Below are 9,650 nucleotides of genomic sequence, written 5' to 3' on the forward strand. Positions count from 1 at the left end.
CGGATGGAACGATATATTTCCGTATTGCAACAAGATGCGAAATATGTAAACGTGGAGCTCGTCTGTACGCACTGGATATGGGGTTTGCGAAAAAGAATATTTGTTTAGAGTGTTATACATCACTTACAGGGAATTATCCATCTCAAGAACCGCCAGCACCAACTAATGAAAATAACACACAAACAGAGCAGGAGCAGCAATAACGGGTCTGTTTGTATTTTGTACAAAATACGGCTTTGATTCAATTCATCAATCAAGAGGAGTGATTTCACTTCTCTTTTTATTTTGAGGAGATGATCAGTGTGAAACGAATAGTAGACCAAGTAATTTATGAAAAGCATGTTAGCCAGGAAAATAAAAACCTAGTCAAAGATTTTCTCATTGAAAAGAAATCGCAAGGGAAAGCGGCAAGCACTTTACAGCAATACAGTTGGGATTTACGAATTATTCTGTTTCTGATACATGAACACTTCGAAAATAAAAAGCTTATTGATTTAACACGTAAAGATATTCGGAATTTATCTATTATCTTTCAAGAGATGGGAATGTCAAACGCACGTGTGAATGGATTGATGAGTGCATTACGTTCAGCTCTTGAGTTTTGTGCTGACGATGATGATTATGATTACGAGTTCAACGTAGGCTCAAGGGTGCGTGGTTTACCTAAGAATCCAATTCGAGACATTACATTTATAACAGAGGACCAGATTAATTGGCTAATCGATGAATTACTTGAGCAAGAAAAATATATGTTAGCAACGTATTTAGCACTTTCTTATTACAGTGCAGCTAGAAAGAATGAGGTATATCAGGTTCAAAAAGAAGGGCTGACAGAACAATATTATACAAATGTGGTACGAGGAAAACGCGGTAAGAAGTTTAGATTATATTACAATCACCGAGTGCAGCAATGCATTCGTTTATATATAAATCAGCGAGGTAAGGATACTATTCCAGATTTGTTTGTGCGTGTTTATAAGAATGGTGAGAGAAAAAGATTGAACAAGAGTGTATTTAATTATTGGTGCGAAATATTTGCTAAGATGCTGAACGAAAAGGAAGGGAAGGGATTTAAAATTAATCCTCACTGTTTCCGTCACAGCAGATTAGATAATTTAAAAGTTCAAGGAGTACCGCTTGAAAAACTAAAATCACTCGCTAATCATTCTGATATCTCCACAACTGAATCTTATTTGAAAGATAGAAGTGAGGAAGATATTGCAGAAATATTTGGAATGGACCCAAGTTATTTTGCAGCTTAAAAAGGAGAGGGAAAGATGGATCGTATTGATGTATTATTGAAAACATTTATAGCTACGTTTGGTGGCTTCTGTGGGTATTTCTTGGGAGGATGGGATGCAACATTGAAAGTCTTGGTGACGATGGCAGTTATTGATTATTTAACCGGCATGATTGCAGCAGGTTATAACGGAGAATTAAAAAGTAAAGTTGGTTTCAAAGGCATTGCCAAAAAGGTGGTGCTTTTTATTTTGGTCGGTGCGGCCGCCCAGCTCGATACAGTACTTGGGAGTAACAATGCAATTCGTGAAGCGACAATCTTCTTTTTCATGGGGAATGAATTGCTTTCACTTTTAGAAAATGCTGGACGAATGGGCATTCCACTCCCACAACCATTAACAAATGCAGTTGAAATTTTAGGTGGCAAACAAAAACAAGAAGAGAAAAAAGGAGATGTTCAATAATGAGACACATTGTAGATATTTCAAAATGGAATGGTGATATTAACTGGCCTGTGGCAAAACAATACATTGATTTCATCATCGCTCGTGTACAAGATGGTTCGAATTATGTAGATCCATTATATAAAGGATATGTACAATCCATGAAGCAACATGGTATTCCTTTTGGTAACTACGCATTCTGTCGTTTCGTTTCTGAGAATGACGCACGTGTAGAAGCTCGAGATTTCTGGAATCGCGGAGATAAGAGCGCAACAGTCTGGGTGGCTGATGTAGAAGTGAAAACAATGGATGATATGCGAGCAGGTACACAGGCTTTTATCGATGAACTACGCCGATTAGGTGCTAAAAAAGTCGGTTTATATGTTGGCCATCATATGTATGCTCCTTTTGGAATGGCAAATGTAAAATGTGATTTTGTTTGGATCCCGCGTTATGGTGGTTTAAAACCTAACTATCCATGCGATCTGTGGCAATATACTGAAACCGGAAACGTTCCAGGTATCGGTAAGTGTGATTTAAATGAATTAATCGGAAGCAAGCCTTTATCCTGGTTTACAAATCAAACTGTTGAAAAAACTGAAAAACAAGAAGAAGGAGTGGAGATTATAGTGAATAAATTTAATAAAGTTGTTACTTATGAGTTTGGTGTAAATTTAATTCCTGACATGGTTCAAATGATGGATCAGCTAGGATTCACCTCTAAAATTGTTTCCCGTGGAGATCGACAAGGACTTGTATATTTTGAGACGGATTATCGTCAAGGGAACGAGCTAGACAAAGCAACTGCGTGGTTAGATGCTAGAGGACTGAAATATTTCTATACGAAAGAATAGTAGTTTCATTAACAAGAGCCGCCCATTAGGACGGCTCTTGTTTTTATTAGTATTTTAACGGTGTTTTATTTGAGGACGGTCGTTTACAAATTCAACTTCATCGGTCCACTGTATGTTAGTAAACCTGTGGAAATATTGTATTTCTTGATTCGTTAAAAATGATAATAAAAAACATAGCTCATCTTCAATTAAAAATACCCCTTCAGCGAACGTCCCTAAATCAGATTCAGATTCAAACTTACGATTTAAGTAATACGTGTGCCTTTTGAGTAAAGACTGAATCCGCCCATCTAGTTTGCTTTTGTACTCTGTGTTATCCATCGCAATTCCTCCTACGTTTTATTATTGATTTTTTCACTCTACTAAGGTACGTTTCTTACAACTTTCACAATCGATAAATTAGCTTTGTGCAAAGCGAATAGATACACAGTTATTTTTCTGTTTTCCTTGTTTTACGAGTGATTGTTACTTTAACATCCAAGTGTTTTTCGTATAGTTCACTAAATAAATCCTCTTTTTTCTCTGTTCCGTAATATTCATTTCGAACATATAAAAACGATTTTTTCTTTTTCAAAACAATTCCACCCTTTCGTCATTAAATTACTTGTTATATGCAGGATGTTCCCAATAATCTTTTACGACGTTAGGGATATTGTTGTGATCAAAGTTTTTAAAGTTAATTTTGTCTAAGCTCTCGCGATCTATACTCATTTTCATTACAGGATCACTCTTTTTGTTTCCATATGTATCTGTTAGCTCAGCCTTCCATACAAAAATGACCTTCTGGATTTCTTTTTCTTTTGATAATTTTTTTAGTATATTAGTAGCCCCGTTCCATGTAAGAACTTTATCATTAGCGTTTTTTAAGTTTAGTAATACCACCTTATTATTTGGATCGGGTAAATCGAAGTTTTTATTTACTTCAACTGATTCTACGTCGTCTATTCCAATGGTTTTTTTAACAATTTTTTCGATACTTGCATTAAACTTTTTCTCTTTACTTTCTTCCTGTGTTTTTTCTTTTTCTTGATGCTTTCTCTGTTTCTCAGCTTCTTTTTCCGCTTGTTTTTTTGCTTTTTCTTCATCCTTTTGAATCACCGCTTGAGAGGTCGCTTCATTATTTTGTGGCGTACAGCCAGTCGTAAATAATAAAGACGTTCCGATAAACACTACCCCTAATGTATTGAAATAATTTTTTCTCATTTTCTCCCTCCTATGATAGTGTATTGCAAGGTTATTGTATCAAATAACAACACAAATTTAAGTATTTATCTAATATTTGTAAGTAAAAAAGACGCTAATTATGCGTCTTTTTCATGTTTGATAACATCTTTAATACCATAAACTTTTTCTATTCCTTGATCAGCAGCTAACTTATTTAATGTATCAAGTATTGCTTGTAATGTATCTATACGTATAGAACTAACATTACCGTTTACTAAATCACTAATTGTATTATGGCGGATTTTTGCTTCCACAGCTAATTTGTTTTTGGTTACACCTATCTCACGTAGTGTCTGCCCCAATGTAAATATCATATGTATTCTCCTCCGATACACAACCATCTTATCTCGTATTCTAACACAATTACATAAAAAATAGTAAACTTTTCTAGTTTACCTATTGACGTTCAACTAATCGAGTTATATATTTAACTTAATTAGTTGAACTTTTTAGGTTGAGAGGAGACGCAAATGAAAACTCTTAATAACTATTTTGGTTTAGATACAAAATCAGACTGTATTTGGTTTTATGGTTTTTATACTGTAGCTTCGGTTTTATTCCTTATCAATATGCTTATAGCTCATGTGCTATAACCTCTTTCTTTAACTAAATATCGGACAACCTCCAGCCTCGTGAATATCCTTATTCGAAAAAACAGATATTCACGAGGTCTAGTTTCTTATTGTCTTTTTTAGGTAATTAAGGGGATGATCCACACGAGGAATGACCTAACACTCGTTAAACTTGAACAGGTTAGCTAAGCCAACGTCAGAAAGTTAAGCGTCCTAACGAATAACGTTTCCTTGTTTGCGTTGTTAGGAGTCTAGGCGAGTACGGCCATTAACGGTACGGCGGTTGCTTGGCGTGTTATGGCACGGGTAGCAGCTGATAATGAAAGAATTATAGGTTACGAGTAATCAAGGATACGCCAGTAGTGCATTTCCTTTCCTGATTCTTTCTGCAGATAGGACAAGCTTTATCTGTAAAAAGTCAGCTGTGTAAGAAATTACAGCGTTTAAACAGGGTGTTACTATACGGATTCCTTAACCCGATAGACCATGATTGACAGAACGTCTACTTTACGACGCTTTTTATTTTTGAAGCGTTGTAAGGTAGTCATTCTCTGCTCTAGCCGTTGTCCTGTACCCTCATCCCATGATTGTCTGCCGAAAGCACAAGTCAAGTGTAAAAAGAAAATAAAGATAAAAACTTATTAAGGCTGGAGGGGGAGGGATTACTCCTCGATGGTCCAGATCTCCTCAATTGGTTTACCGAGTTCTTTGCAGATTAGATAGGCCGTATCAAAACGAGGTTTAGTACGATTACGAACAATTGCACTAAGAGTGGAGTCGTCAACTCCAATACGTTTTGCAAAATCACTCTGTTTAATTTCAAGTTCTGCAAAGATTACTTTAAGTCTACATTTAAACTTCATATACACTCACCTCAAGAATTTACTTTCTATATGCAGAAATAAACTCCTTTATAAATAGTACAGGCTAAAAAGAAAAAAATTGGTGTGGACGTGCAAAAATAGTTCTCTAGGTCATATACCTATATTAAGACCACGAGGAATACCAAGTGGAACTAAGGGCATCAAGAGGGGAAAGGTGGGGAATAATGAGACCTGGATATAAGTATTTGCCTCGTATGCAGCTGTATCCGCCACAAACCTTGTTTAACATGTACACAGAAGCGGACGACGAAAATGAAGTGCGTTGTGTGTACGATCACATTGCAAAACAAGATATGCTACAAAATTCAAATTACATCGATATCGTCGATTTATTAGGGGAAGAGGAACCTTATGGACCGTATAACGAGATAGGGATTCAGAAAAGGATTGATGCGTATTTAGATGTTTGTAAACAGTGGAGGGATGAATAATGAGATGGCAATATGATTACTTAAATGACACTCCTTATTTGTATTCATCAAAAGAGCTAAGAAACATGTATAAGGAGTCCAGAGGAAAAGGAGAGGCTAATTCTATCGTAAATCATATGGAAAGACATGAGGTGTTTAACAATAAAGAATACCGAGGTTATTACAGCTTATCTAACGATATTATTGAGGATCTATACGGGGAAGAGGAAGAAATTCTTGAATGGGATGAAATGGTTAATCAGTATCAACCGATTCTCACGTCAAAAGGGTTACAACTAAAAAGAAAGAAGGACTCGATATGACACTTACTGGGGAAGTTGTAGTAATTTGGACAGCGACAGGGTTGTCTGTAGTGGCACTGAAGGTAGCTGAGAAAATGGGGATGAGTGTTCCACATTGGCTTCCACGTATGACGACGTATACAACTCTTACCGGCTCGTTTTTGTATCTTCTACGTTATGTGCTAATGGTGTTTCTTTGAAGGAATGGAACCTGGAATCATGGGATACTTTGTTATATAAGAAAAACAACTTGTATATAAATCTTCCAGTAAAGAGCAACTATATCCTTTAAGGATATATAAGGAGTGAACCCCTATGCTTGAATTGTTATTAATACCTGCAGTTTCGCTCGGGTACGCTTTGCTAAATGATAGTTTAAAAGGTAAAGAGGATGATAGAAAGAAGATACAAGTATTCTTTGAAGTAAGTGGGATTGCAATTAGGAAGGATGAAAAATTACATTATCCGGTTTTTCTTGAAAGAAAAGAAGATGATCGTAGTACGACTTATGTATATAAACTTCCGTTAGGGATGCCATCTAAATTAATACAAAAGGTTGAGGATGTTGTAAGTGAAGGATTAAATAAGCCTGTACGTATCAAATACGATAACTACAAGATAATGATTCGGGTATTCAGTAAACGTATCCCACAAAAGTGGTGTTGGGATGAGGGGCTAGTAAAAAAAGGTGAATGGCAAGTACCGATGGGGCAAAGCCTCGAGAAGTTAATTTATCATGACTTTGATAAAACTCCTCATATGGTACTAGGTGGTCTTACACGAATGGGGAAAACAGTATTTATGAAAGTACTACTTACTACTTTGATTGAGGCGAATCCTGAAAATGCTCACGTGTATTTAATTGATTTAAAGGAAAAGGGATTGGAATTTAGCGAGTTCAGCGGCTTAAAACAGGTGGAAGAAGTGGCTGATTCTGTAGAAAAAGCACATCATGTACTAAAACAAATAATGAAAAAAATCGAAGAGCGTGGAAAATTCATGAAGGAAAATGGTTACAAAAATATTGTTGAAACAAAAGAAAAAGATCGGTATTTCGTTATTGTTGATGAGGGTGCCGTACTTGCTCCGGCCAAAGGATTACCACGTCCCATTAATAAAATTCGAGAAGAGTGTCAGTACATGCTTAGTTATATAGCGACTGTATCGGGCGGCTTAGGATTTCGTTTGATTCTGGCTACACAATATCCGACCGTTACGTCAATCCCATCAGTAGTAAAACAGATGTCCGATGCAAAGTTAGGATTTCGGCTACCAACATATAAGGCATCTGAGGTTGTTCTTGATGAATCGGGGCTAGAAACATTGCCGTCCTTACCTGGTAGGGCTATTTATAAAACTGATCGATTAACGGAGCTGCAGGTACCTTTTATCAGCGATAAATTGATGTGGAAACATCTAAAACAATACGAGGTGAAGAAAGATGAACATCCAGACACATATCAAAATAAACCGTCAGATGACGATTCTGACCTCGATTAGAAAGCTGAAATTTGCTACACGTAGGCATCTAATGGCAATACATGAAATGGGAGGGATTCGTAACGCAAATCGTATTTTAAAAGACCTCAGTCCTTATGTAAATAATACAGTGTACCAAAAAGAGTACGTGTATTATTTAAATAAAAAGGGCCGTGAACTGTTCGACGATACAGAGAAGATTGTACCAAATAGCCGATTAGCTCACAGCCTTATGCGTAATGAAGCGTGGCTCTATCTGTTTTGTCCCGACGACTGGCAGATAGAAACACCTATACGTTATAAAGTAGATGATAAAAAGAAGACAATTATTCCAGACGTAAAATTGCGAGATGAAGAAGGAATTTTAAATGCTGTTGAAATAGATCGTACGCAAATGATGCATGTGAACGCTGAAAAGATGAGCAGGTATAGGGAATTTTCGTTATACTACAAAAACAAATACAACGGAAAGATACCGCTCATTCATTTCTTTACCATGACAGAATACAGACAAAAAAAGCTGGAGCAACTTGCAGCTAAATACGATGTGTATGCGAAAGTTTATGTGGTTCCAGGTGTTTCATGATGAAAAATTACTGGACTCGTGTAAACATTTTAGGGTGTAATAACCGGTTGTGGATTAACGGCGAAAGTGGTGCGGTTTATCAAAGTAAAAGAGACAGTAAACGATGGATGTGGCGAAACAATATTATCGATGCACCGGATCTGGATAGTGCTGAAAAGGTTATAAGGTTACTGGATTTACAGCCTGAAACGCACAGAAAGTTGTTTAGTGGTCTAATTACAAGGAAGAGGTGATTCACCTATGAAATTATTACCACCTCCACAAATCAATCCAATCAATAAGGATGCTGTAATTGATGACTTGAAAAGACGATTAGCAGCAACTGAATTCCAGCGCGATCACTATGAACACTTATACTGGGAATCAAATAGGGAAGCTTATAAATATTGGTGCGAATTGAATTCTAAAAAAGCATTGGATTCAAAGTAGAAATGAGGAGGGGAATTATATGACTTCTATCAAAGTTAACGGTGAATATATAGCTCCAAAAGGAAGCACGATTTGCGAATGGTGTAAACGTACACTAAAAAAAGGAGAATGGGTAAAAAATAATTTTGAATATGGTATCTTTCATGAAGAATGTCACGATGAGTACATGGCGAACGAATTTCCATATGATTACGGTAGATGGGGAAATGATATTACAGAGGAAGATGTAGACTAAAACCTTAGAACCCTAACAGTAATAATACTTATATACTATTACTAATAATATACTCTATATATAATATATATTTATAAGTTATATATTTATATTATATATATAAGGTATATTTTTTATAGAGGGGGTTCTTTTTTGTTTTTGTTTTTACTAGATGTTGTTGTGTATTGTTTACCCCCTCCTAAATTTTTGAGATTTATATATTTTTATTTTGACGACTGTAGAAAGTCGTCTTTTTACATTGGTAATAGATTGCCAGTATATCCGGAGGGCTATATACTGTAGTCATAAGAATTTAGTAAGAGGATGAGGTGTGTACGAATTGAAATATGCTGTATATGTACGTGTATCAACGGATAGAGACGAACAAGTTTCATCGATTGAGAATCAAATTGATATCTGTAGATACTGGATCGAAAAAAACGGGTATGAGTGGGATGAAAATTCAATTTATAAAGACGAAGCTGTATCTGGAACGGCGTGGTTAGAAAGACATGCGATGCAGTTGATTTTAGAGAAGGTTCGAAGAAAAGAATTAGATACGGTTGTTTTTAAGTCTATCCACCGATTAGGGCGGGATTTAAGAGATGCATTAGAAATTAAGGAGATACTTTTAGGACATGGTGTTCGTTTAGTGACAATTGAAGAAGGTTACGACAGTTATTATGAGGGGAAAAACGACTTAAAATTTGAGATGTATGCCATGTTCGCATCACAATTACCTAAAACAGTATCAGTATCCGTATCAGCAGCGTTAGCTGCTAAAGTAAGAAGAGGTGAGTATACCGGGGGGATAGTGCCATATGGATATAAAATTGTAGATCAAAAATATACGATTAATGAGGAAGAAGCTGAACTTGTTAGGAAGATGTACGAATTATACGACAATGGATTAGGTTACATGAAGATTGCAGACGCAATAAACGATATGGGGGTACCATCACATGCCCATCAACTTAAGAACAAAAATAAAATGAACTTTCGTTCAAAGCAACT

The 9,650-nt window shown here is 36.1% G+C and carries 17 protein-coding genes and 1 pseudogene; 13 read left to right on the top strand and 5 right to left on the bottom strand.

Annotation, left to right across the window (positions count from 1 at the left end):
* The 4 genes and pseudogenes from CQ064_RS32230 to CQ064_RS32245 form a co-directional block, all read left to right on the top strand.
* Window positions 1–203, top strand: a pseudogene (locus tag CQ064_RS32230) (hypothetical protein); the annotation flags it as partial.
* 99 nt (window positions 204–302) lie between these two features.
* Window positions 303–1,262 (top strand): tyrosine-type recombinase/integrase, encoded by a 960-nt coding sequence (locus tag CQ064_RS32235; RefSeq protein WP_000822841.1) that lies wholly within the window; start codon window positions 303–305, stop codon window positions 1,260–1,262.
* 15 nt (window positions 1,263–1,277) lie between these two features.
* Window positions 1,278–1,703 carry a phage holin family protein gene (locus tag CQ064_RS32240; RefSeq protein WP_000373895.1) on the top strand — a complete coding sequence of 142 codons (426 nt, stop codon included), beginning with the start codon at window positions 1,278–1,280 and terminating at the stop codon, window positions 1,701–1,703.
* Complete coding sequence (locus CQ064_RS32245) at window positions 1,703–2,536, top strand: GH25 family lysozyme (RefSeq protein ID WP_001216050.1); 834 nt, start codon at window positions 1,703–1,705, stop codon at window positions 2,534–2,536. Before CQ064_RS32240 ends, CQ064_RS32245 begins: the two co-directional genes overlap by 1 nt.
* A gap of 54 nt (window positions 2,537–2,590) precedes the next feature.
* On the opposite strand, the gene CQ064_RS32250 is transcribed toward CQ064_RS32245, so the two are convergent.
* From CQ064_RS32250 to CQ064_RS32260, 4 genes are all read right to left on the bottom strand, one after another.
* Window positions 2,591–2,857: a hypothetical protein gene (locus tag CQ064_RS32250; RefSeq protein ID WP_000370580.1), complete on the bottom strand. Its 267-nt coding sequence runs from the start codon at window positions 2,855–2,857 to the stop codon at window positions 2,591–2,593.
* A 109-nt stretch (window positions 2,858–2,966) separates the two neighbouring features.
* Complete coding sequence (locus CQ064_RS33840; RefSeq protein ID WP_000727572.1) at window positions 2,967–3,110, bottom strand: hypothetical protein; 144 nt, start codon at window positions 3,108–3,110, stop codon at window positions 2,967–2,969.
* A 26-nt stretch (window positions 3,111–3,136) separates the two neighbouring features.
* Window positions 3,137–3,739: a hypothetical protein gene (locus CQ064_RS32255; RefSeq protein ID WP_001230989.1), complete on the bottom strand. Its 603-nt coding sequence runs from the start codon at window positions 3,737–3,739 to the stop codon at window positions 3,137–3,139.
* A 98-nt stretch (window positions 3,740–3,837) separates the two neighbouring features.
* Window positions 3,838–4,074 (bottom strand): helix-turn-helix domain-containing protein, encoded by a 237-nt coding sequence (locus tag CQ064_RS32260; protein WP_000578036.1) that lies wholly within the window; start codon window positions 4,072–4,074, stop codon window positions 3,838–3,840.
* A gap of 156 nt (window positions 4,075–4,230) precedes the next feature.
* On the opposite strand from CQ064_RS32260, the gene CQ064_RS33245 reads away from it, so the two are divergent.
* Window positions 4,231–4,353: a DUF3961 domain-containing protein gene (locus tag CQ064_RS33245; RefSeq protein ID WP_000854597.1), complete on the top strand. Its 123-nt coding sequence runs from the start codon at window positions 4,231–4,233 to the stop codon at window positions 4,351–4,353.
* A 641-nt stretch (window positions 4,354–4,994) separates the two neighbouring features.
* Here the strand turns inward: CQ064_RS33245 and CQ064_RS32265 are convergent.
* Window positions 4,995–5,195, bottom strand: coding sequence for a helix-turn-helix transcriptional regulator (locus CQ064_RS32265; protein WP_000669093.1), 201 nt, complete (start codon window positions 5,193–5,195; stop codon window positions 4,995–4,997).
* Window positions 5,196–5,380: 185 nt separating this feature from the next.
* Between CQ064_RS32265 and CQ064_RS32270 the strand changes: the two genes are divergently transcribed.
* The 8 genes from CQ064_RS32270 to CQ064_RS32310 form a co-directional block, all read left to right on the top strand.
* Entirely contained in the window at window positions 5,381–5,647 is a 267-nt protein-coding gene (locus tag CQ064_RS32270; protein ID WP_001247349.1) for a hypothetical protein, read from the top strand.
* Complete coding sequence (locus CQ064_RS32275) at window positions 5,647–5,949, top strand: hypothetical protein (RefSeq protein WP_001267622.1); 303 nt, start codon at window positions 5,647–5,649, stop codon at window positions 5,947–5,949. The genes CQ064_RS32270 and CQ064_RS32275 overlap by 1 nt, the downstream gene beginning before the upstream one ends.
* Complete coding sequence (locus tag CQ064_RS32280) at window positions 5,946–6,128, top strand: hypothetical protein (protein WP_000176361.1); 183 nt, start codon at window positions 5,946–5,948, stop codon at window positions 6,126–6,128. The genes CQ064_RS32275 and CQ064_RS32280 overlap by 4 nt, the downstream gene beginning before the upstream one ends.
* Window positions 6,129–6,243: 115 nt before the next feature.
* Entirely contained in the window at window positions 6,244–7,428 is a 1,185-nt protein-coding gene (locus tag CQ064_RS32285; protein ID WP_000891521.1) for an FtsK/SpoIIIE domain-containing protein, read from the top strand.
* Window positions 7,370–7,993 (top strand): replication-relaxation family protein, encoded by a 624-nt coding sequence (locus CQ064_RS32290; RefSeq protein ID WP_001025807.1) that lies wholly within the window; start codon window positions 7,370–7,372, stop codon window positions 7,991–7,993. Before CQ064_RS32285 ends, CQ064_RS32290 begins: the two co-directional genes overlap by 59 nt.
* A gap of 240 nt (window positions 7,994–8,233) precedes the next feature.
* Entirely contained in the window at window positions 8,234–8,422 is a 189-nt protein-coding gene (locus CQ064_RS32300; RefSeq protein WP_000771630.1) for a hypothetical protein, read from the top strand.
* A 19-nt stretch (window positions 8,423–8,441) separates the two neighbouring features.
* Complete coding sequence (locus tag CQ064_RS32305) at window positions 8,442–8,657, top strand: hypothetical protein (protein WP_000200736.1); 216 nt, start codon at window positions 8,442–8,444, stop codon at window positions 8,655–8,657.
* Window positions 8,658–8,976: 319 nt separating this feature from the next.
* The coding region (locus CQ064_RS32310) for a recombinase family protein (RefSeq protein WP_374954539.1) at window positions 8,977–9,650 on the top strand (674 nt) is incomplete at its 3' end.

Source organism: Bacillus sp. MYb78, from assembly GCF_002975115.1.
Lineage (GTDB): Bacteria > Bacillota > Bacilli > Bacillales > Bacillaceae_G > Bacillus_A > Bacillus_A cereus.

Coding starts and splice junctions, on each gene's coding strand:
- CQ064_RS32240 (WP_000373895.1), top strand. CDS start 1,278: ATGGATCGTATTGATGTATTATTGAAAACATTTATAGCTACGTTTGGT.
- CQ064_RS32245 (WP_001216050.1), top strand. CDS start 1,703: ATGAGACACATTGTAGATATTTCAAAATGGAATGGTGATATTAACTGG.
- CQ064_RS32250 (WP_000370580.1), bottom strand. CDS start 2,857: ATGGATAACACAGAGTACAAAAGCAAACTAGATGGGCGGATTCAGTCT.
- CQ064_RS32255 (WP_001230989.1), bottom strand. CDS start 3,739: ATGAGAAAAAATTATTTCAATACATTAGGGGTAGTGTTTATCGGAACG.
- CQ064_RS32260 (WP_000578036.1), bottom strand. CDS start 4,074: ATGATATTTACATTGGGGCAGACACTACGTGAGATAGGTGTAACCAAA.
- CQ064_RS33245 (WP_000854597.1), top strand. CDS start 4,231: ATGAAAACTCTTAATAACTATTTTGGTTTAGATACAAAATCAGACTGT.
- CQ064_RS32265 (WP_000669093.1), bottom strand. CDS start 5,195: ATGAAGTTTAAATGTAGACTTAAAGTAATCTTTGCAGAACTTGAAATT.
- CQ064_RS32270 (WP_001247349.1), top strand. CDS start 5,381: ATGAGACCTGGATATAAGTATTTGCCTCGTATGCAGCTGTATCCGCCA.
- CQ064_RS32275 (WP_001267622.1), top strand. CDS start 5,647: ATGAGATGGCAATATGATTACTTAAATGACACTCCTTATTTGTATTCA.
- CQ064_RS32280 (WP_000176361.1), top strand. CDS start 5,946: ATGACACTTACTGGGGAAGTTGTAGTAATTTGGACAGCGACAGGGTTG.
- CQ064_RS32285 (WP_000891521.1), top strand. CDS start 6,244: ATGCTTGAATTGTTATTAATACCTGCAGTTTCGCTCGGGTACGCTTTG.
- CQ064_RS32290 (WP_001025807.1), top strand. CDS start 7,370: ATGAACATCCAGACACATATCAAAATAAACCGTCAGATGACGATTCTG.
- CQ064_RS32300 (WP_000771630.1), top strand. CDS start 8,234: ATGAAATTATTACCACCTCCACAAATCAATCCAATCAATAAGGATGCT.
- CQ064_RS32305 (WP_000200736.1), top strand. CDS start 8,442: ATGACTTCTATCAAAGTTAACGGTGAATATATAGCTCCAAAAGGAAGC.